16 protein-coding genes and 1 pseudogene are annotated in these 21,563 nt (G+C 65.9%); 9 read left to right on the top strand and 8 right to left on the bottom strand.

The window, feature by feature from the left end:
- Nucleotides 1-28: 28 nt before the first annotated feature.
- Entirely contained in the window at nt 29-1,732 is a 1,704-nt protein-coding gene (locus RTI28_RS24435) for a ShlB/FhaC/HecB family hemolysin secretion/activation protein (protein ID WP_316922850.1), read from the bottom strand.
- 186 nt (nt 1,733-1,918) lie between these two features.
- On the opposite strand from RTI28_RS24435, the gene RTI28_RS24440 reads away from it, so the two are divergent.
- The 5 genes from RTI28_RS24440 (at nt 1,919) to RTI28_RS24460 (ending at nt 8,191) form a co-directional block, all read left to right on the top strand.
- The gene (locus tag RTI28_RS24440) at nt 1,919-2,974 is read left to right on the top strand and encodes a tetratricopeptide repeat protein (protein WP_316922851.1); all 1,056 of its coding nucleotides are present in this window, start codon (nt 1,919-1,921) and stop codon (nt 2,972-2,974) included.
- A gap of 633 nt (nt 2,975-3,607) precedes the next feature.
- Nucleotides 3,608-5,239: an ATP-binding protein gene (locus tag RTI28_RS24445; RefSeq protein WP_316922852.1), complete on the top strand. Its 1,632-nt coding sequence runs from the start codon at nt 3,608-3,610 to the stop codon at nt 5,237-5,239.
- Nucleotides 5,236-6,018, top strand: coding sequence for an endonuclease/exonuclease/phosphatase family protein (locus RTI28_RS24450; protein WP_316922853.1), 783 nt, complete (start codon nt 5,236-5,238; stop codon nt 6,016-6,018). Before RTI28_RS24445 ends, RTI28_RS24450 begins: the two co-directional genes overlap by 4 nt.
- Nucleotides 6,015-7,229 (top strand): cardiolipin synthase ClsB, encoded by a 1,215-nt coding sequence (clsB, locus tag RTI28_RS24455; protein ID WP_316922854.1) that lies wholly within the window; start codon nt 6,015-6,017, stop codon nt 7,227-7,229. Before RTI28_RS24450 ends, clsB begins: the two co-directional genes overlap by 4 nt.
- Nucleotides 7,226-8,191 (top strand): lysylphosphatidylglycerol synthase domain-containing protein, encoded by a 966-nt coding sequence (locus RTI28_RS24460; protein ID WP_316922855.1) that lies wholly within the window; start codon nt 7,226-7,228, stop codon nt 8,189-8,191. Before clsB ends, RTI28_RS24460 begins: the two co-directional genes overlap by 4 nt.
- Here RTI28_RS24460 and RTI28_RS24465 read toward each other — a convergent pair.
- The gene (locus RTI28_RS24465; protein ID WP_316922856.1) at nt 8,143-10,209 is read right to left on the bottom strand and encodes an ATP-binding protein; all 2,067 of its coding nucleotides are present in this window, start codon (nt 10,207-10,209) and stop codon (nt 8,143-8,145) included. The two genes, RTI28_RS24460 and RTI28_RS24465, sit on opposite strands and share 49 nt — an antisense overlap.
- Nucleotides 10,210-10,235: 26 nt before the next feature.
- Nucleotides 10,236-10,706: a nucleoside deaminase gene (locus RTI28_RS24470; protein ID WP_316922857.1), complete on the bottom strand. Its 471-nt coding sequence runs from the start codon at nt 10,704-10,706 to the stop codon at nt 10,236-10,238.
- A 145-nt stretch (nt 10,707-10,851) separates the two neighbouring features.
- Between RTI28_RS24470 and RTI28_RS24475 the strand changes: the two genes are divergently transcribed.
- The gene (locus RTI28_RS24475; RefSeq protein WP_316922858.1) at nt 10,852-11,565 is read left to right on the top strand and encodes a type 1 glutamine amidotransferase domain-containing protein; all 714 of its coding nucleotides are present in this window, start codon (nt 10,852-10,854) and stop codon (nt 11,563-11,565) included.
- A 128-nt stretch (nt 11,566-11,693) separates the two neighbouring features.
- The gene (locus tag RTI28_RS24480) at nt 11,694-12,491 is read left to right on the top strand and encodes a CSS-motif domain-containing protein (RefSeq protein ID WP_316922859.1); all 798 of its coding nucleotides are present in this window, start codon (nt 11,694-11,696) and stop codon (nt 12,489-12,491) included.
- Between the two features lie 52 nt (nt 12,492-12,543).
- On the opposite strand, the gene hppD is transcribed toward RTI28_RS24480, so the two are convergent.
- On the bottom strand, nt 12,544-13,620 hold the full coding sequence (gene hppD / locus RTI28_RS24485) for a 4-hydroxyphenylpyruvate dioxygenase (protein ID WP_316922860.1): 1,077 nt from the start codon (nt 13,618-13,620) through the stop codon (nt 12,544-12,546).
- Between the two features lie 373 nt (nt 13,621-13,993).
- On the opposite strand from hppD, the gene RTI28_RS24490 reads away from it, so the two are divergent.
- Nucleotides 13,994-15,574 (top strand): EAL domain-containing protein, encoded by a 1,581-nt coding sequence (locus RTI28_RS24490; RefSeq protein ID WP_316922861.1) that lies wholly within the window; start codon nt 13,994-13,996, stop codon nt 15,572-15,574.
- Nucleotides 15,575-15,617: 43 nt separating this feature from the next.
- Nucleotides 15,618-16,505: an EamA family transporter RarD gene (gene rarD, locus RTI28_RS24495; protein WP_316922862.1), complete on the top strand. Its 888-nt coding sequence runs from the start codon at nt 15,618-15,620 to the stop codon at nt 16,503-16,505.
- On the opposite strand, the gene RTI28_RS24500 is transcribed toward rarD, so the two are convergent.
- The 4 genes and pseudogenes from RTI28_RS24500 to RTI28_RS30515 form a co-directional block, all read right to left on the bottom strand.
- Nucleotides 16,468-18,039 (bottom strand): TerC family protein, encoded by a 1,572-nt coding sequence (locus RTI28_RS24500; RefSeq protein ID WP_316922863.1) that lies wholly within the window; start codon nt 18,037-18,039, stop codon nt 16,468-16,470. The two genes, rarD and RTI28_RS24500, sit on opposite strands and share 38 nt — an antisense overlap.
- 742 nt (nt 18,040-18,781) lie before the next feature.
- Nucleotides 18,782-19,690 carry a LysR family transcriptional regulator gene (locus RTI28_RS24505; RefSeq protein WP_316922864.1) on the bottom strand — a complete coding sequence of 303 codons (909 nt, stop codon included), beginning with the start codon at nt 19,688-19,690 and terminating at the stop codon, nt 18,782-18,784.
- Nucleotides 19,691-19,843: 153 nt separating this feature from the next.
- The gene (locus RTI28_RS30510) at nt 19,844-20,599 is read right to left on the bottom strand and encodes a methyl-accepting chemotaxis protein (protein WP_410479042.1); all 756 of its coding nucleotides are present in this window, start codon (nt 20,597-20,599) and stop codon (nt 19,844-19,846) included.
- 162 nt (nt 20,600-20,761) lie between these two features.
- Nucleotides 20,762-21,478: pseudogene (locus RTI28_RS30515) on the bottom strand (cache domain-containing protein); the annotation flags it as partial.
- Nucleotides 21,479-21,563: the final 85 nt, after the last annotated feature.

Genomic DNA, 21,563 nt, shown 5'->3' on the forward strand with positions numbered 1-21,563 from the left:
CGTGGTCTCGGCTAAGCGGTGGCGGGGCTTACAACAGCAGCTCCACACGGAAATAGAGGGGCGACTCACGCTCGGCGATCACGTCCGGGCGCTCCAGGGAACGGGCAAAGGTCACGCTGGCCGTCAGGTGCTGGCCGCGGGCGAAGAGTTCGACTGCATTGCCGGACACACGGCCATGCTGCTCGTCGTTGTAGCGGTCGCCACGGATCACGCCCTGGTCGTAGCCGACGGCGACGCCGTATTCGGCGAGGAGCGGACGCAGCCATTCGGCATTCACCGGCCGGCTCCAGCGCAGGTCGTTGCGCCAGTAGCCGCCGCTGTCGCCGGTCAGCGACTGGTCCTTGTAGCCGCGCACCGACGACAGACCACCGAGGCTCATGCGCTGTGGGCTGTACAGCGGGTCTTCGCTGCGCTGGGCGGTGAGCAGGCTGCTGAAACTGAGGTTCTCGCCCCACAGGCTGAACGGCTGCAGGTAGCTCAGGGTCAGGGTGTACTTGCGGTAGCGCGCATCGGGATCGGCATGGTTGGCAGTGCGCCCGGACTGGGCATCGAAGGCACCGATACCCTGTTGCATGCCCAGGTCGAGGTTGACGAAGGCGTTGCCGATACGGCGCCCGTGGTTGATGCCGAACTGCGCTTCGCTGAGTCGGTTGCTGCTGTTTTCCAGGCGGCTTTCTTCGATGTAGTTGTTCGAGCGCAGGTAGGCCAGGCCGCTATTGAGGGCGGTTTTCGACAGGCTGTCGCGGTGGATTACCCGTTCGGCGCGCAACTGGTGGTTCTGCGTGTCGCCGGTCTGCTTGAAGCTGAAGTTGTTGGCCTCGGCGCGGGAGCGATACTCACCCTGGCTGTACGAGTAGCTGAAGTTCCACCAGCCCCAGGGCAGGTTGTAGAAGAGCATTTGGTTGTTGGAGGTGCGCTGGTGATCGCTGAGCGCATCGTGGCCGCCACGCAGTATCAGTTGATCGACCAGGCCCAGCGGGCTGTCCCACTCAAGGCCATAGCCCCACTGCTGTTCACCGGTGGCACGCTGGCCGTCGTTGTTGCGCGACAGGCTGGCGCGCCAGGGCTTCTTCGGCGTGTTGGCCACCTGCACGGTGCTGCCACCCACGGTTGAGCCGGGCACCAGCTCCATCTTCGCCTGGTTGGAGGACAGGCGATTGAGCTGGTCGACCATCTGTTCGATTTCGCGCAGGTTGAGCAATTCGCCGGTGCTGCCGGGAAAGGTCATGGCCAGTTCGCGTGGCGACAAACCGCTCTCGTCGCTGCTCTTCAGGCCTTCCAGACGCCCTTCCACCACCTGGATCTCCAGGTGCCTGCTGGACAGATCCTGCTGCGGCAGGTAGGCCCGGCTGGTGACCAGCCCCAGAGCCAGGTAGTGATCGGTGATGGCCTTGAGCACGGCATTGAGTTCGGCGACGCCGAGGCACTGGCCCAGCCAGGGTTTGACCAGGCGTTCGCGCTCGGCCCGGGACAGCTGGTCGGCGCCCTTGATCTCGATCGTGTCGATGACAAAGCAGCGGGTGTCCGGGGCGGTTTCGGGCGCGCTGGGGGGCACCGCCTTGCCGGGCAGTTCGCGCAGTTCGTCGAGACGGCGCTGCTGCTCCTGCAGCAGACGGTCCTGGCGATCGCGGATCAGGTCCTGTTCGCCGGGGGTGGCCGCTACGGCAGGTATGGCGGCGCCCAGGCCGAAGGCCAGCAGGCACCACCTCCTCGCAAGGTGGTGGAGGTGCATGACAAAGCGTCCATTCAGTATCACTATGCCATCAGTGGCGACGCGATATTAGAGAGGTGCAAAAATGGCGTCAAGCGGGTGACATCTATCCATTCGCGGGAGCGCAGCGAATACCCCACACATTGACTCAACCATTCGTCTGACCCAAGCTTGGCCCTTTTCCGAACGCCCTTTACCGGATTACGCATGCCCAGACCGCGTGTCTACCTGTTCGCCGGCCTTGCCCTGCTGTTGTCGCTCGGGCTGGGCGTTTACCTGCTGCGCGACGATACCCCCGCGCCCAATCCGGCGCTCAAGCACTCCTATGCCAAGGCCCTGGCCCAGGCCCACAACGGCCTGCCCGGCGCGGCACGGGTGCTGTACCAGCAACTGGCCCGCGACGACCTGTCCGCGATCCGCCGCGCCAGCCTGTATGCCGAATTGCCCAACTACCCCTCGCCGCTGGCGCTGAAACTGGCCAGCAAGGACCTGCGCCACGACGACCCGCTGGTGCGCCGCGCCACTGTCGCGGCGATCGCCGCCATGGTTCCCGCCAGCCAGCGCAGCCTGCTGCTCGGGCCACTGCTGGACGACGAGGACGACAGTGTGCGCTTCGCTGCAGTGGACGCGCTGGTGGGACTGACGCCGGACGAGATCGGCCTGTACTACGGCCCGCTGCAGGAGGTCCTCGACCAGTATCAGCTGGCCCTGCTGGCCAGGGGCGACGAAGTGCGCGACCAGGTCCACCTGGCCCGCCTGTATCTGTACGAACAGGACTTCGCCTCCGCCAGCACCGCGCTGCGGCGCGCCCTGGAGCTGGCCCCGGAAGACCTCGACGCCATCGCCACCCAAGTCCGCCTGCTCGACCGCCAGGGACAGACCGACGCCTCACGTGAGGCACTGGCCAAGGCCCTGCAACGCCATCCCGACTCGGCGGCGCTGCAGTTCGAACTGGGTCAGTGGCTGCTGCGCCACCAGCAGGAGGAATACGCCCTGCTGGCTTTTTCCCGGGCGGTGGAACTGGAGCCGGACAACAACGATTACCGTTACACCCTCGCCCGCACCCTGCACAGCCTCGATCAGCTCGATGCGGCGCAGAAACAGCTGGAAACCGTGCTCGCCCGGCAACCGGCCAATCGCAAGGCGCGGGCGCTGCTGATCGAGTACTGGAAGGAAAGCGGCCAGTTGCAGAACGTGCAGATCCTCCTGGCCCAGCTGGAACAGCAGAATCCCGACGATCCGCTGGTGCAGCAGGGATTGTAGGGGCCTGGATGCACGGTGTGTCAGGCAAATTCGGGACTCAGGCTCTACGACGGCTGCGCCGCCGTTCGCGGCTGAAGCCGCTCCTACGCCGATTGCACCCAACCTCACCAACGCCGCTCCTACGCTGATTGCACCCAACCTCACCAACGCCGCGATACCTGTAGGAGCGGCTTTCAGCCGCGATTGGGCGCGAAGCGGCCATGAAACCTGAGTGCACGGTGTGTCAGGCAAATTCGGGTCCCAGGTTCTACGACGGCTGCGCCGCCGTTCGCGGCTAAAGCCGCTCCTACGCCGATTGCCCCCAACCTCACCAACGCCGCTCCTACGCTGATTGCACCCGGCCTCACCAACGCCGCGATACCTGTAGGAGCGGCTTTCAGCCGCGATTGGGCGCGAAGCGGCCATGAAACCTGAGTGCACGGTGTGTCAGGCAAATTCGGGACCCAGGTTTCACGACGGCTGCGCCGCCGTTCGCGGCTGAAGCCGCTCCTACGCTGATTGCTTTCAAGCAGAATCCTGCCCCGCCCTTTGTCCGTGAAACCATCCGGGAAAACCGGTTGAACCCGAGCTTTCACGCTGTGGTCCAGAGAGAGTGCACCCCGCATGGCAGGGCACTTTCCAAGGAGATCCACCGTGAACGATTCGTCAGCCAACAGCGAACGTGCGCTGATCCTGGCCCCGCCGGCGATCAGCGGACTGACCCTGAGCCTGCTGGACCAGGCCGGTGTCAGTGCGTTGGCCACCACCAGCCTGCAGGAACTGGCCGATGCCCTGGACAGCGGCGCCGGCCTGGCCATCGTTGCCCATACCAGCCTCGACGGCTTCGATCAGTCGCTGTTCAAGCGCTACCTGGGCAACCAGCCACAATGGTCGGACCTGCCGGTCGTCCTGCTCGGCGATGGCCTGCAATCCATCAGCCAAAGCCCGGACCTGTGCCTGGCCCTGGGCAATCTGTTCATCCTGCCCTGTCCCTTCCCCGAGCAGGATCTGCTCGACCTGATCCACGCCTCCCTGCGCGCCCGCCGCCGCCAGTACGTCAGTTGCCAACAGGGCCTGGAGCTGGCCGACCTGCAACGCCAGACCGAGCAGCGCGTACGCCATCTGCGCGAGGAAGAACAGCGCCTGCGCCAGGAGGAAAAGATGGAAGCCATCGGTCAGTTGGCCGGCGGTGTCGCCCACGACTTCAACAACCTGCTCACCGGTATCGGCGGCAGCCTCGAACTGATCCGCCAGCGCCTCGGCCAGCAGCGCGTCGAGGACATTCCCAAACTGGTGGACATGGGCCTGAAGGCCGTGCACCGCGCGGCCGGCATCACCCACAACCTGCTGGCGTTTTCCAGCCGCCAGTCGCTGGACGACCGGCCGGTGCAACTGGCTGCCCTGCTGGAACGCAAGCGCCTGGGTGAACTGCTCGGCCCCACGGTCCATGTACAGGTGCGCATCGACGAATCCCTGTGGCCGGCCAAGGCCGACGCCCGCCAGTTGCAGGAAGCCCTCGACAACCTGCTGAGCAATGCCCGTGATGCATTGCCCGGCGGCGGCGAGGTACGGATCGAGGTGAGCAATCGCCACTTGCCGCGACCCTTGCCCGACGCCCACCCGCTGAGCGGCTCGGATTTCGTGCGCATCAGCGTCAGCGACAACGGTTGCGGCATGTCGCAGAACATCGTCGATCGCGCCTTCGACCCGTTCTTCTCGACCAAGCCCAGCGGTCACGGTACGGGCCTGGGGCTGTCGATGGTCTACGGCTTCAGCCGCCAGTCCCATGGCCATGTCAGCCTGCACAGTCGGGTCGGCCAGGGCACCGAAGTGGAGCTGCTGCTGCCACGCCACTACCCGGAAGACGCGCAAGGCCCGGTGGCCTCCGGCAGCCGACGGCGCGACAGCCACGACAGGCGCATCCTCATCGTCGAATCCAACGCCACGGTGCGCCAGCTGGTGCGCGATACCCTCGGCGATCAGGGCTACCAGTGCCAGGACGTCTCCGACGCCAACCTCGCCCTGACCCTGCTGCGCGCCGAGCGGCCCTATGACCTGCTGATCTGCAGCATCGGCCTGCCGGGCATGAGCGGACGCCAGCTGGCGGAGATCGCGCGCAAGCTGCGCAGCGGCCTGCGCGTGTTGTTCATCACCGGCTACGGTGACAGCGAGTCCGCGCATCTGGGCCGTCTCGACGCAGACATGCAGGTGCTGAACAAGCCGTTCAGCTTCGAACAGTTGCAGGAGCGGGTGGCGCGGATGCTCGCCGGCGAGGGCGCTCCATGAGCCAGGTGCAACGCCCGATCGAGCTGAGCGAACTGGCCCCGGTGACCGCGCTGCGGGTACTGACGGTCAATGTGCACAAGGGTTTCAGCCCACTGAACCGGCGCTATGTGCTGCCGGAACTGCGCGAGGCGGTGCACGCCCATCACGCCGACCTGGTGTTTCTCCAGGAAGTGCTCGGCAGCCACAGCCGGCATGCCACGCGGTTTCCCGCCTGGTCGCCGCTGCCGCAGTACGAGTTTCTCGCCGACAGCCTGTGGCCGATGTTCGCCTATGGGCGCAATGCGGTGTACCCGGACGGCGAGCACGGCAATGCGCTGCTGTCGAAGTTTCCCATCCTCGAACATCGCAACCTCGATGTCAGCGTCCATGGCAGCGAGCAACGCGGCCTGCTCCATTCGCTGCTGGCCCTGCCCGGCGAGCGCCGCCTGCACACGGTCTGCGTGCACCTGGGGCTCGACGAAGGCCAGCGCCGTCAGCAACTGGCGCTGCTCTGCCGCCTGCTCGACAGCCTGCCGGCGGAGGCCCCGGTGGTGATCGCCGGCGATTTCAACGACTGGCGCCAGCGCGCCGACGCGGTACTCGCCGAGTGCGGACTGTTCGAGGTGTTCAGCCAGGCCTATGGTGCCCCGGCGCGCAGCTTTCCGGCGCGCTGGCCGCTGCTGCGCCTGGACCGCATCTACCTGCGCAATGCCCGGGCCCGCGAGCCTCGGGTAATGGCGCGCAAGCCCTGGTCGCACCTGTCCGACCACCTGCCCCTGTGTGTCGAGGTCCTGCTATGAACAGCCAATGGCGTGGGGAAAACCAGGTACAGCTGCTGATCAACGGCGAGGGCTATTACCCGCCGGCGTTCGAGGCCATTCGCCAGGCCCGCGAAGAGGTACTGCTGGAAACCTTCATCATCTACGAGGACAAGGTCGGCCTGGAGCTGCGTCAGGTGCTGATCGACGCCGCCCGCCGCGGGGTGCGCGTGCAGGTGCTGGTGGACGGCTACGGCAGCGCCGAGCTCAGCCGCGACTACCTGCAGGCGCTGTTCGATGCCGGTGTCGAACTGCAGGCCTTCGACCCCAGCCCCATGCGCCTGGGCGTGCGCACCAACCTGTTCCGCCGCCTGCACCGCAAGATCCTGGTGATCGACGGCAGCCTCGGCTTCGTCGGCGGCATCAATTATTCCGCCGACCACCTCGACGACTTCGGCCCGCTGGCCAAGCAGGACTACGCCGTGCAGGTGCGCGGACCGATCGTCGAGGACCTGCGCCAGGCCACCCTGGCCTTGCTCGACCGCCACACCCGGCTCGCCCGGCGCCACCGCCCCTGGTGGCACCGGGCAGCGGTAGCCGACGCGGACAGCGAGCAGGCGACGATGCGCCTGTGCATCCGCGACAACCACCAGCACCCCAGCGATATCGAGCAGCAGTACCTGCGCGCCATCGTCAGTGCCCACGAGCGCATCGTCATCGCCAATGCCTATTTCTTCCCCGGCTATCGCCTCCTGCGCGCACTGCGCAATGCCGCGCGGCGCGGGGTCGAGGTGACCCTGATCCTGCAGGGCATGCCGGACATGCCCTGGGTCCGCCTGTGTTCGCGGCTGCTATACAACTACCTGCTGCGCGACGGGGTGCGCATCCACGAATATTGCGAGCGGCCGCTGCACGGCAAGGTGGCCCTGGTCGACCGCGAATGGAGCACGGTGGGTTCGAGCAACCTCGACCCGCTGAGCCTGTCGCTGAACCTGGAGGCCAACCTGGTGATCCGCGACGCGGCGTTCAACCAGCGCCTGTACGAGCACCTCGACGAGCTGCGCCAGACCCGCTGCAAGCGCGTGACCCTGCAACGTATCCTGCGCGGCTACTGGTGGCGGGCACCGCTGATCTTCCTGACCTTCCACTTCACCCGCTACTTTCCGGCGCTGGTCGGCACCCTGCCGGCACACAAGCCGCGTCTGAAACCGCTGTACCCGATCGACCCGGGCACGCAGGAGCGTCTGTCATGAAACGCTCGCCGTGGCGACGCGCGCGCCAGGCGCTGACCCTGGCGTTCTTCATCCTGGTCCCGGTGCTGCTGTTCATGCTCCTGCGCAACCAGGACTGGGGCGAGGTCTGGCACGCGCTGAGGTCCTACCGCCCCGGCGTGCTGCTCACGGCGCTGGGCCTGGCAGCGTGCAGCTTCGCCCTGTTCAGCAGCTACGACCTGCTCGGCCGGCGCTACAGCGGACACCACCTGCCCGCCAGGCAGGTGCTGCCGCTGGCGTTCGTCTGCTATGCGTTCAATCTCAACCTCAGCGCCTGGGTCGGCGGGGTCGCCCTGCGCTATCGCCTGTATTCGCGACTGGGCCTGGAGACAGCGACCATCACCCGGATCCTCGGCCTGGGCCTGGTGACCAACTGGCTGGGCTACCTGCTGGTGGCCGGCAGCCTGTTCGCCGCGGGCTTTCCGGCGCTGCCGGCGGGCCTGGAAATCGGTGCCACGGGGCTGCGCCTGATCGGCGTCGGCATGCTCGCGGTCGCCAGCGCCTACCTGCTGGCCTGCCGTTTCGCCCGCCGTCGGCACTGGCATGTGCGTGGCCAGACCATCACCCTGCCCGGCTGGCGCCTGGCGGCGCTGCAGGGGCTGATGGGCGCGGGCAACTGGTGCCTGATGGGCCTGGTGGTGTTCACCCTGCTGCCGGACAAGGCCGGGTACCCGACCGTCCTGGCGATCCTGCTGGTCAGCAGCATCGCCGGCGTCATCACCCATATTCCGGCGGGGCTGGGGGTGCTGGAGAGCGTGTTCATCACCCTGCTGCACGGGCAATACAGCCAGGGCACGCTGCTGGCGGCGCTGATCGGCTACCGCGCGGTGTACTTCCTCCTGCCGCTGCTGCTCGCCTGCGTGGTCTACCTGCTGCTGGAGCGCCTGGCCGGGCGTCAGCGCCGGGGCGCTTCGGTGACCTCGGTCGAGGGCCGTTCCGGCTGAAGCATGCTGGTGACCTTGTGCACCAGGCTGTCCAGGCCGAACGGCTTGGTCAGCAGCTCCAGGCCGGGCTCGAGCACGCCGCCGCTGCTGAGGGATTCCTCGGTGAAACCGGTGATGAACAGGATGCGTTGGCCCGGCGAGCGGTGGCGCAAGGTCTTGGCCACGTCGATGCCGCTGATGCCGCCGGGCAGGCCGATGTCCGAGACCACTAGGTCGATGGGGCCGGCGCTGTCGTACAGGGCCAGGCCGCTGTGCGCATCTTCGGCCTCCAGCACTTCCATGCCCTGGTCCTGCAAGGCTTCGCGAATCAGCATGCGCAGGGTCGGCTCGTCGTCGATGAGCAGGATCCGCTCGTTGCGCATCGGCATCGGCAGCGCCGCGGCGGGCACCTGGGGCACAGGCAGGGGCTGCGGCTCGCCGACGAAGCGCGGCAGCAGCAGCTCGACGCAGGTGCCGCTGCCCTCCTCCGAGGTGATGCGCACGCTGCCGCCGGACTGGCGGACGAAACCGTAGACCATCGACAGCCCGAGGCCGGTACCCTGGCCAGCCGGCTTGGTGGTGAAGAACGGATCGAAGACACGCTCCAGGACCCCCGCGGGCATGCCGTGGCCGCTGTCCTGGATACGCAGGCAGCAGTAGTCGCCGGGCGCCAGGTCGACGTTGGAAATCCCCGCGTAATGGCGTTCGTTGCTGGTGCTGATCTTCAGGCTCCCGCGGCGGTTCATGGCATCGCGGGCGTTGGCGCAGAGATTGATCAGGGCGCTTTCCATCTGGCTGGTATCGACCAGCACCCACCAGGGTCGCGGGTCCACCTGCAGCTGCAGGTCGATGCCCGGGCCGATGGCCTGGAGAATCAGCGGCTCGATTTCCCCCAGCAGGTCGTTGAGGTTGGTCGGCCGCGGCGACAGCGGCTGGCGCCGGGCGAAGGCGAGCAGGCGATGGGTCAGTTCGGAAGCGCGGTCGGAGGCCTGGCGGGCGGCCTGCAGGTACTTGCCGAGCTGCTCGGTACGGCCCTGGACGATGCGCCGTTCGAGCATTTCCAGGCTGGCGCTGAGACCGGCCAGCAAGTTGTTGAAGTCATGGGCCATACCGCCGGTCAGCTGGCCGACGGCATCCATTTTCTGGCCGTGACGCAGCAGCGCTTCGGCCTGACGCAGGGCCGCCTCGCGCTCGCGGTCGAGGGTCACGTCGTGCCCCAGCAAGGTGGTGAAGCCGTCCCCGGGCATGGCGCTCAGGGTGAAACGCCGGTAGTGGCCGTCGGCATGGCGCAGACGGCCTTCGCCGGCCGGTTGCGTGCCATCGAGGATGCCGCAGACCACGTCGCGATCGTCCGGATGCAGCACGTTGAGCAACGACTCGCGCTGCAGGTCGTCGTCCCAGCCGAGCAACTGCCGGCAGGCCGGGTTGAAGGTGCGCAGGCGCAGGTCGCCCTGCACCACCAGCATCAGGTCGCTGGACAGCTCCCACAGGCGATTGTGATCGGCGGTACGCTCCTGCACCTGGCGCTCGAAGGAACAGGCCAGCTCGCGCCATTGCCGCTCCGATTCGACATTGCTGGTGGTTTCCAGCAGCGTGTCGAGAAAACCGGCGACCCGGCCGCTCTCGTCCCGCACCGGACTGAAGGAAAAGGTGAAATACACCTGTTCCAGCACGCCGTTGCGGCTGGTGATCAGCGGGAAGTTCTCGAGAAATACCGCCTCGCCCTCCATGACCCGGAACACCAGCGCGCCCAGCTCGCCCCAGACATCGCTCCACACCTCGTGGAACGGGCGCCCCAGAGGGCTGGGCTTGGTCCCGAGAATGGGCACGAAGGCATCGTTGTGCAGGGTCACCATGTCGCTGCCCCAGACCAGGCAGCTGGGAAAACGCGAAGACAGCATCAGGTCGACGGCGATGCGCAACGAACTGGGCCAGCGGTGCAGCGGCCCCAGCGAGGTCCTGCTCCAGTCGAACTGGCGGACCGCTTCACTCATTCCGCCTTGTAGAACGGGCCGCGGGGCCAGATGAATGATGTGCATGCTCGGCTCGCTTCCTTCGACTGCTGTCAGCAGTCGGACTCCTTGCCAATATCTTCGTTCCAGAGTGCCGGACGCTCGCGGATGAAATCGTTCATCAACGCAATGCAGCGTTCGTCCTGCAACACCGTGACCCGCACCCCGCGCTCGCGCAGCAGCGCCTCTTCCCCCATGAAGGTGCGGTTTTCCCCGACCACCACCTCGCCGATCCCGTACAGCAGGATCGCCCCGCTGCACATGGCGCAGGGCGACAGGGTGGTGTAGAGCGTGGCCTCGGCGTAGACCCGGGCATTCTGACGACCGGCATTCTCGAAGGCGTCCATTTCGCCATGCAGCACCACGCTGCCCTGCTGGACCCGACGGTTGTGCCCGCGACCGATGATCCGCCCGCGATGGACGATCACCGAGCCGATGGGAATGCCGCCCTCCTCCAGCCCCAGGCGCGCCTCGTCGATGGCGGCCTGCATGAACTGCTGCGACTGCTGCTGGGCATCGACCATGGGTGAATCTCCTTGAACATGGGAACCATTACAAAACGCTAGCACATAGCCATGGTTCGTGGCGGGCTTTTCCCTGGGGACTATGCTGTACAGTCTGAAAACCTCCCTCATCCCCGCGCAATCCCTCCCCCCGAGGATCACCGCAATGAGCAAGCAAGTTCTGGTGGTGCTGACCAACACGGCGAAATACCCGACCCTCAAACGTCCCACCGGCCTGTGGCTGGGGGAAGCGGTGCACTTCGCCGATGTCCTGCAGCAGGCCGGCTACCACGTGGATTACCTCAGCCCGGCCGGCGGCTACGTGCCCATCGACCCGCACAGCCTGAGCATGGCGCAGGACATCGACTGGCAGTGGTACAACGACAAGGCCTTCATGAACCGCCTGGGCACTACGCTGGCCCCCGGCCAGGTGCGCGCGCGGGATTACCGGGCCATCTACTATGCCGGCGGGCATGGCGTGCTCTGGGATTTCCCCGACAACCCGCAGCTGCAGGACATCGCCCGGCAGATCCATGAAAACGGCGGCGTGGTGTCGTCGGTCTGTCACGGCGCGGTCGGCCTGCTCAATATCAAGCTCAGTGACAACTCGTTGCTGTTGCGGGACCGCGAAGTGACCGGCTTTTCCAATATCGAGGAGCAACTGGCGGAGCTGGACAAGGTCGTGCCCTTTCTGACCGAAACCGAGCTCAGCGCTCGCGGCGGCCTCTATTGCAAGGCCGAGGACCCGTGGCAGCCCTTCGCCATTGCCGACCAGAAGGAAGGCCGCCTGATCACCGGGCAGAACCCGGCGTCCGGCGCCGCGGTGGGCCGCCTGGTGGTGGCGGCGCTGGAGCGCAGGGGCAGCGGCCCGACGGCGTGACGAAACGAACTATCGCACAGCCCCTGTCCTGTGCTCTTACAGGAAGAGGGTATAGCGCTCACTTATGCTGATCGGCTTCGGTCCAGCCCACGTCCAGTGGGCCAGACCCTCCTACAGATAGGTGAAACATGCCCCCTCGTACTCCTCATTCCGGCCATGCGCTGCTCGCCTTGCTCACCACCCTGCTGATCGGCCTGGCGCCCGTCGCCTGCGGCCTGATGGTGATGGCCTGGCAGGTGAACAAGCAGCTCGACGAGTCCACCGACGTGGTCCTGCGCGAAACCCGCAAAGGCATCGACAGCCTGCTCGATGCCCTGCACGGCGCCAGCAACAAGGTGCTCAACCTGGCCGAATTTTCCTGCGAGAAAGCCCTGCCGTACCTGCACAGCGAGGTGGTGGCCAATCCGGAGCTGCGCTCGCTGACGCTGGTCCGCGAGAACCGCGCCTATTGCAGCACGCTGCGGGGCGAGTCCGGCCTGCTGGTCGATCCCGGCGAGTACTTCAACCATCGCCTGCGCCTGGAACCGGGCAACGACAATACCCCGGACTCGGCGATCCTCTACTACCGCCTGCAGGAGTATCCCTTCGGCGTGCTCGCCGTGGCCGACGGCAAGCTGCTGCAGCGCGTGCTGCAAGGTACCCGCCAGCCGGACAGCGTCAGCCTGCAGTTCGGCCCGATGCTGATCGGTGCCAGCGGCGAGGTCATCGACGCCAGCGAGCAGGCGCCGACGCCCTACCGCAGCCAGGTGTCACCGCTGTACGGCTATACCATCCACGTCAGCTACCCGCCGGGGCATGCCGCCGGCCAGCTGTGGGAAAACAGCCTGAGCATCGCGCCGTCCTTGCTGCTGGTGGGGCTGATGACCGCCATGGGCAGCTACTGGGCAATGTACCGACGCCGGCGCACGCTCAGGCACCTGGTCTGAAATGCAAAAAAGCCAGCTTTCGCTGGCTTTTTTATTGGCTACCGGGAACCGATCACTCGGTGCTCAGCACACCGCGACGCACCTGGTCCCGCTCGATCGACTCGAACAGCGCCTTGAAGTTGCCCTCGCCGAAACCATCGTCGCCCTTGCGCTGGATGAATTCGAAGAACACCGGGCCCATCAGGGTTTCCGAGAAGATCTGCAGCAGCAGGCGCTTGTCATCCGGGTTGGACGAACCGTCCAGGAGGATGCCGCGGCTCTGCAGCTCGGCAGTCGGCTCGCCATGAGCAGGCAGGCGGCCTTCGAGCATTTCGTAGTAGGTTTCCGGCGGCGCGGTCATGAAGCGCATGCCGAGCTTCTTCAGGGCGTCCCAGCTCTTGAGCAGGTCGTCGGTGAGGAAGGCCACGTGCTGGATGCCCTCGCCGTTGAACTGCATCAGGAACTCTTCGATCTGCCCGGCACCCTTGGACGACTCCTCGTTCAGCGGAATGCGGATCATGCCGTCCGGAGCGGTCATGGCCTTGGAGGTCAGGCCGGTGTATTCGCCCTTGATGTCGAAGTAGCGGATCTCGCGGAAGTTGAACAGCTTCTCGTAGAAGCCGGCCCAGTAGGTCATGCGCCCGCGATAGACGTTGTGGGTCAGGTGGTCGATGATCTTCAGCCCGGCACCTACCGGATTGCGATCGACGCCTTCGATCCAGTTGAAGTCGATGTCGTAGATCGAGCTGCCTTCCTCGAAACGGTCAATCAGGTACAGCGGCGCGCCGCCGATACCCTTGATCGCCGGCAGGCGCAGTTCCATCGGCCCGGTTTCGATTTCCACCGGCTGCGCGCCCAGTTCCAGGGCACGGGCGTAGGCTTCATGGGCGTTGCGCACGCGGAAGGCCATGCCGCAGACCGACGGGCCATGCTCGGCGGCGAAGTAGGAGGCGACGCTTTTCGGCTCGTTGTTCAGGATCAGGTTGATCCCGCCCTGGCGGTACAGGTGCACGTTCTTGGAACGGTGAGTGGCGACCTTGCTGAAGCCCATGATCTCGAAGATCGGCTCCAGGGTGCCCGGGGTCGGCGATGCGAGCTCGATGAATTCAAAGCCCATCAGGCCCATCGGGTTGTCGAAGAGATCTGCCATGTTCGTATTCCTCATCATCAAAACGGTTCAATAACCTTCGTTACCAGGCGGTCGATGCGAGTGAACGTGGTGGCGCGCAGGAGATGCCGCGGGTACTGCGGGCAAGGTAGTCACCAAGAATCAGCTTGAAACCATGACACTTCATAGGAGACCCATTTTCGGCGGGCTTGATTCCCCGCGAGACGGAGAACCTTATTATTGTATGCGTAACCAGATTCTACAGTGCGTAAATTGATTTGTCGCCTGTCCTGTCAGAGTTTGGCCCAACCGAGTCATTGTGGCAGCGCGCTTGCCCGCGCCCACACAGGCCCCCGCACGATCCGCCGCCCCTCACCCGCTATGCTGTGCGGAAACGTTTTCGGACGGACCCGGCATGCCCCTGCAGAAAAACCGCTATCGCCGCCGCACCCTGCGCCGCCTGCTGCCCTGGCTGGTGGGCCTGCTGCCGGTGCTCTGCGGCCTGGCGATCATGCACTGGCAGGCCCAGCGCGAACTGCAGGCCCGTGCCCTGAACAGCGCACAACAGGTGGTCGAGCATCTGGAGCAATTGCTGGACAACGCCGCGAGCGCCGCCAACGCCCTGCTGCCGCTGGCCGACAAGCCCTGCGCGGAAGTGACCCTGGCCCTGCGCGAACAGGTGACCCGACGCCCGTTCGTGCGCTCCACCAACCTGATCCATGCCAATCACCTGTACTGCAGCTCGCTGTTCGGCGACTTCAGCGAACAGGTCGATCCGGACGACTACACCGCCGGCAGCCTGTGGCTGATGGACGGCAACTCGGTCACCCCCGACCATCCGTTGCTGGTCTATCGGGCCAGCGACGGCGCGCGCGCGGCCATCGCCACCATCGACGGCACCCACTTGATCACCGCGCTGCGCCTGATCGCCCCGGACATCGACCTGCGTCTGCAGGTCGGCCCGCACTGGATCGACCGCGCAGGCAAGGTCAACAGCGGTCCGGTGCCGGACTACGCCGTCGCCGGCCGGGCCATCGCCTCGCAGCGCTACGCCTTTTCCCTGCACAGCGGTTTCGCCGCCGACTACACCTGGCGCCTGATGCGCAGCGAATACCCGGCGCTGTTCGGCCTGCTGCTGTTCCTCGGCGCCAGCGCCGGTAGCGCCTGTCATTGGCAACTGCGGCGTGCCTCGTCACCACGGGCCGAGCTGCAGCGGGCCCTGGAGGCCGACGAGTTCGTCGCCTATTTCCAGCCGGTGGTGCGCCATGGCGATTACCGCTGGTCCGGCGCCGAGGTGCTGATGCGCTGGCACCACCCACGGGAAGGGCTGGTGCGCCCCGACCTGTTCATTCCCTTCGCCGAGCACAGCGGGCAGATCGTGGCCATGACCCGGCGCCTGATGGAGAAGCTGGCCAGCGACCTCGCGCCCTGGGCCGGGCTGTTCGAGGACGGTTTTCACCTGGGCATCAACATCACCGCCGCGCACTGCCAGGACCTGACCCTGTGCGACGACTGCCAGGCCCTGCTCGACGCCTTCCCGCCGGGCCGCCTGACGCTGACCCTGGAGCTCACCGAACGCACGCCGATCATCCCCAGCGCCACCACCGACGCGCTGTTCGAGCGCCTGCACAGCATGGGCGTGCTGCTGGCCATCGATGACTTCGGCACGGGCCAGTCGAGCCTGAGCTACCTGCGCCAGTTCAAGGTGGACTACCTGAAGATCGACCAGAGCTTCGTCGCCATGATCGGCGTCGATGCCCTGTCGCTGCACATTCTCGACAGCATCATCGAGCTGTCCGGCAAACTCGGCCTGGGCATCGTCGCCGAGGGCGTGGAAACCGCGGAGCAACGCGACTACCTGGCGCGCTTCGGGGTCGACTACCAGCAAGGCTACCTGTTCGGCCGGCCCATGCCCCTGAACGACTTCGTCAAGGCCCTGGCCGACCAGCCCCGGCCCGCGGCGGTTGCCCAACCGGCGCCGGCCCTGAGATCATGAGCGGCCAATCCTTCCCCCCGCTTTACTGTTGTTCGAGGCCCCCTTGTCCAGAGGCATTGCTTTATCGGTGATGGCATCCTGCCTGTTCGCCGTGATGTACTACTACACCTCCCTGCTCGCCCCGCTCGATGGCGAGGAAATCTTCGGCTGGCGCATGCTCCTGACCCTGCCCTGCGCCACCCTGTTCATGATCGTTACCCGCGACTGGTCACTGGTGACCGGGCTGCTGCGCCGCGTGCGGCAGACGCCCGCGCTGTTCTTCGGTCTGTGCGCGACCTCGGCCCTGGTAGGGGTGCAGTTGTGGCTGTTTCTCTGGGCACCGCTGCAAGGGCGCAGCCTGGAGGTGTCGCTGGGCTATTTCCTGCTGCCGCTGACCATGGTCCTGACCGGTCGCCTGGTCTACGGCGAACGCCTGTCACGCCTGCAGAAAATCGCGGTCGCCCTGGCCGCCGCCGGTGTCGGCCACGAGCTTTACCAACACGGCAGCTTCGCCTGGGAGGTGTTGGTGGTCGCGGGTGGCTATCCGATCTATTTCGTCCTGCGCAAACGCCTGCGTACCGATCACCTGGGTGGACTGTGGACCGACATGCTGCTGATGTCGCCCGCCGCCCTGTACTTCGTGATCAGCGGACCACTGAACGCCGATGACCTGGCCACCCACCCACAACTCTACGGCCTGATTCCGCTGCTGGGCGCCATCAGTGCATTGGCGTTGATCAGTTACGTGCTGGCGAGCCGGATGCTGGCGTTCAGCCTGTTCGGCCTGCTCAGCTATGTGGAACCGGTGCTGCTGGTGATGGTGGCGCTGATCCTGGGCGAAAGCATCGCCCAGGATCAGTGGCTGACCTACCTGCCGATCTGGCTGGCAGTGCTGGTGCTGGTGCTCGAAGGCGTCAGGCACCTGCTGCGTCAGCGACGCTCGCCGGTATGAGGCGGACCTGACGCACCCGCCGTTCCTCCACCGCGACCACGGTCATGGTCCAGTCGTCCCAGGCCAACTGGTCGCCGACCACCGGCAGGCGGTCGAGCAGACTCATCACCAGCCCGGCGAGGGTCTGGTAGTCGTCGGTGGGCCGGGCGGCGAAACCGATCTGCGCCTGGATCTGACGCAGGTTCAGCGCCCCGCTGACCAGGTAGCCGCCCTGCTCGGCGACGATGCCCGGCCCCTCCACCTCACTGGCGTCGGGCAATTCGCCGGCGATCGATTCGAGGATGTCGGTCATGGTCAACACGCCGGTGAAATCGCCGAACTCGTTGACCACGAAGGCGATGTGGGTCGACTCGGCGCGCATCTGTTCCAGGGCGTTGAGGATGCTGAAGCTCTCCAGCAGGTTCAGCGGCGCGCGCATCAATTGCTCCAGGTCCGGCTCGCCACCGGCCAGCAGTTCCTTGAGCAGTTCCTTCTTGTGCACGTAGCCCAGCGGCTCCTCGATGCGCCCGTCGCGAATCAGCGGCAGGCGTGAGTACGACGAGTGGCCCAGGGCCTCGCGGATCGCCTGCGGCGATTGCGCGAGATCGATGGCGTCGACTTCGGCGCGCACCGTCATCAGCGTCTTGATCGGACGCTCGGCGAGGTTCAGCACGCCGCTGATCATCACCCGCTCGCGCCGGTCGAACAGCACCTGCTCCTGGCCATCGCCCACCAGGTCGGCGATCTCCTCGCCAACCTCATCGGCTTCCACCCGGCGCCCGCCGAGCAGACGCAGGACCGCATGGGCAGTGCGCTCACGCAGCGGCCGGTGCTGCTGCAGGCTGCGCTTGCGACGGGCCCGGGCCAGCTGGTTGAAGGCCTCGATCAGCAACGAGAAACCGATCGCCGCGTACAGGTAGCCCTTCGGAATGTGGAAGCCCAGGCCTTCAGCGGTGAGGCTGAAGCCGATCATCATCAGGAAGCCCAGGCACAGCATGATCACCGTCGGGTGGGCGTTGACGAAGCGGGTCAGCGGCTTGCTGGCGACGATCATGATGCCGATGGAGAAGATCACCGCGATCATCATGATCGACAGATGCTCCACCATGCCCACGGCGGTGATCACTGCGTCTAGGGAGAACACCGCATCGAGCACCACGATCTGCATGACGATCGGCCAGAACGCCGAGTGCCGCACCGGCCCGCCGGCCTGCACTACGTGGCCCTCGAGGCGCTCATGCAGTTCCATGGTGGCCTTGAACAGCAGGAACACACCGCCGAACAGCATGATCAGGTCACGACCGGAGAACGACTTGTCGAACACCTCGAACAGCGGCGCTGTGAGGGTCACCATCCACGAGATCGAGGCCAGCAGGCCCAGGCGCATGATCAGCGCCAGCGACAGGCCGATCACCCGCGCGCGGTCGCGCTGATGGGGCGGCAGCTTGTCGGCGAGGATGGCGATGAACACCAGGTTGTCGATGCCCAGGACCAGTTCCAGGACGATCAGCGTGGCCAGACCCAGCCACGCGGTGGGGTCGGCTAGCCATTCCATGGATGGGCACTCATGCAGGAAGCGTCACGGGGACGGGAAACGAGGACAGGCCATGAAGGCCTGGTACTGGGGGGCTCCGAAGAGAAGGAAGTCATATCAACCTGAGATCAAAAAGGGACGTTGATCCTACAGTTGTAGCGGCGTTTTACTACAGGGGGAAAGTATTTCAATCTGTAGCAAGGGTGCAGGCTGGGTGACTTTGTCCCACGCCATCAGCCGAATACCTCGACCCACATCGATACCACCAGCAACGGCGCCATCTCCCGGTTGAAGCGGCTTTGAAGGCTTGCCGGGGAGTCGCATCAAGGCTGCCAGGTGCCTGTCTCGAGTCTTGCAGCGCCCTCCAGATCGCGCGCCGCCCGCGCGGCGCATCGCGGATGAATCCGCTCCCACATCTATTGCAACGTGCCATGGCCTGTGAGAGTTGAGTTGTCAGCCTTTGTCTTGCGGCGATGTATCGCGGGGAGGCTGTCAGGTTCGGCTCGATATCGCGTCGAACCAACAAGGCGGTCAACCATGGCCTGACAGACATAGGCACGTTGCAACCGATGTGGGAGCGGATTCATCCGCGATGCGCCGCGCGGGCGGCGCTCGATCTCAAGGACACTGCACCTGTCACGGCAAGCACCTGGCAGCCTCGATGCAGTTCCCCGCCAAGCCTTCAACGTTATGTAGATACCTATGACCTTCACGCGCAAGCCATCCGCCTACGGGCAAAGCGCAAGCAACGCGGACCGGCAAATCAGGCCAGGTGCGCCAGCTCCTCGCGGCAGAAATCCACGAACAACTGCGCCGGCCGGGTCAACTGCACGCGCTTGAGCCGCGCCGCCACCAGCCCCGAGGTTTCCACCGGCTCGGCGATCTCCACCGCCACCACCTTCTGCCCGTCATAGGTGCACTCGGAGCTGGGCCGGGTGACCAGCAGGGAAAAACCGAAGCCCTGCCCGACCATGCCACGAACCATTTCGATCGAAGGCGAGCTGAAGACGATGTTCGGGGTCAGCCCCAGCTCGTTGAACAGGCTGACGAAGTAGGTGCGACTCGGCGCCACGTCGAGAAGGATCATCGGCTCCGGGCACAGGTCGCGCAGCGACACCTGGCCCTGGCTGGCGAAGCGGTGCTTGTGCGGCAGCAGCACATAGGGCTTCTGCGGCGGCATCAGCGGCTCGGTCTCGATGGTGTTGTCCAGGTAGTGATCGTAGAGAAAAGCCAGGTCGAAGGCGCCCGAGGTCAGGCCCTGGATCAGCTCCTGCTGCTCACCGTCGCGCAGGCGGATATCGACGCCGGGATAGCGCTCGCGGAAGCCGGCGATCAGCCGCGGCAGGTACAGCGGCGCGACAGTCTCGAACACGCCGATGTCGATCTGTCCGGCCACGGTGTCGTTGTCGGCCAGGGCGTTCTGCTCGAACTCCCGGGCCATCTGCAGCAGCGCCTTGGTCTTGCTGTAGAAGCGCTTGCCGCTGGGTGTCAGCGACACGCCCTGGGCGTGATGACGGATGAACAGCTGCACGCCGAAGCTTTCTTCCAGGCTCTTGATCGCCGTGGAAATCGAAGGCTGGGCAATGTACAGCTGGCGCGAGGCCTCGGCGACGCTGCCGGCTTCGACGGTGGTGACGAAATACTTGAGTTGCCGCAAGGTGTAGGAAGCCACGTGAACCTCTCCTGCCCGGCTGCCGGCTCCGTCCCGCAGCGTTCTGTCGTTGTGCCTGACACCTTAGCGCAGACGCAGCGCCCGAAGGGCGGCGGCAAACCAGCATTTTCCTGCGCAGGGAGCATATTTTTGCTGGGCAAGCGCGGGTGGCCGCTAGATCACCACCCTGGCCACCTGCTCCTGCAACAGCCGCGACACCCGCTTCAGCCCCTCGCAGGCCTCCCCCGTCTCCAGCAGGGTGCGGGTTCCGGTCGAGGCGGCGGCGTGAATCCGCGTCATGCTGCGGTTGATCTCCTCCGCCGTGGCTGCCTGTTCTTCCGAAGCACTGGCGATCTGCAAGGCCATCTGGCTGACCGTGGCCGCCGAGTGGGTGATGCGTTCCAGGGCCTGGCCGGCGCGGGCCGATGCCTGCACCGGATGCTCGGCGGCGGCGACGTTGTTGCCGATCTGCCCTGCCGCCTCGCCGGCACCGGCCTGCACCCGCTCGATGATCCGCTGGATCTCCAGGGTCGACTGCTGGGTGCGCATGGCCAGGCCGCGCACCTCGTCCGCCACCACGGCAAAACCGCGCCCGTGCTCGCCGGCCCGCGCCGCTTCGATGGCAGCATTGAGCGCCAGCAGGTTGGTCTGTTCGGCGATGGCGGTGATCACGTCCAGCACCTGGGCGACACTGGCGGAATCCGCCGCCAACTGGTCCACCACCCGCCGGCTCTGCTGCAGCCCCTGGGCCAGCACGCCAATGGCCTCGACCGTCTCGTCCACTGTGCCGCGCCCCTCGCTGGCCTGGCGTTCGGCATCCTCGGTGGCGCGAGCGGCGACGCTGGCGTTCTGCGCCACTTCCTGCACGGTGCTGGCCATCTGGGTCATGGCCGTCACCACGCTGTCGGTTTCCGCCTGCTGCCGGGCCATGTTGTCCTGCGCCGCGCGGGTGATGCGCTCGAGGTCGTCACTGGCGCGGGCGATCGCCTGGCTGGCGTCGACCACGCTGGCGGTGACGTCATGGGCGGCCAGTACCAGGCTGTTGAAGCTGCGCGACACCTGGGTCAGTTCGTCGCTGCCGTCCACCGGCAGGCGCAGGGTCAGGTCGGTATGCCCGTGGGTGGCGCGGGCCAGGGCATCGACCGTGTCGTTCAGCGGACGGGTGATGCTGCGCACCAGCAGCCAGGCGAACAGCACCAGCACCGCCAGCGCCAGGCCGACAACCAGCGCCGGCAGGCGCAGCACCAGGTTCACCTCGTCACGCACATCCTGGGGATGGATGCCGCTGGCCAGCACCCAGCCCCAGGGCTTGAACAGCAACACCTCGGAAACCTTGTACTCCGGCTCGCCACCGGCGGCCCGCGGGAACCAGTAGTCGACCGTGCCGCGGCCCTGGCTGCGCGCGGTGTCGATCATCTCCCGGGCGAACGGCTTGCCGTGGACGTCCTTGAAATCCGCCAGGCGCTTGCCGACCAGCGCCGGCGCGGTCGGGTGCATGAGCATGCGGTGGTCGAGGTCGAGCACCAGCAGGTAGTTGTCGCCCAGGTAGCGAATGGTGCTGACCGCCTGCAGCGCCTGGCGCTGCGCCTCCTCCTCGCTCAGATGGCCGGCGCTGGCCTGGCGCTGGTAATGGCCGAGGATGTTCGACGCGGTGTTCAGCGCGGTACCGACCCCGGCCATCTTTTCCGCCAGCAGGCTGCGCTGCAGGGTCAACCCCAGCCAGCCGCTCAGGCACAGGACGAACAGGGACATGCACGCCACCAGCAAGGTGACGCGGGAACTGATGCGCAGCGTTCTCAACCCGGACATGGAATGCTCTCGTTCTTGTAATAAGTGATGGCAGGCATGCCTGCGCCGGCAAACATACACTTATGTATTTGAATTTACGAGACTG

Origin of the sequence: Pseudomonas sp. zfem002 (assembly GCF_032621685.1) — a bacterium.
GTDB classification, from domain to species: Bacteria; Pseudomonadota; Gammaproteobacteria; order Pseudomonadales; family Pseudomonadaceae; genus Aquipseudomonas; species Aquipseudomonas japonica.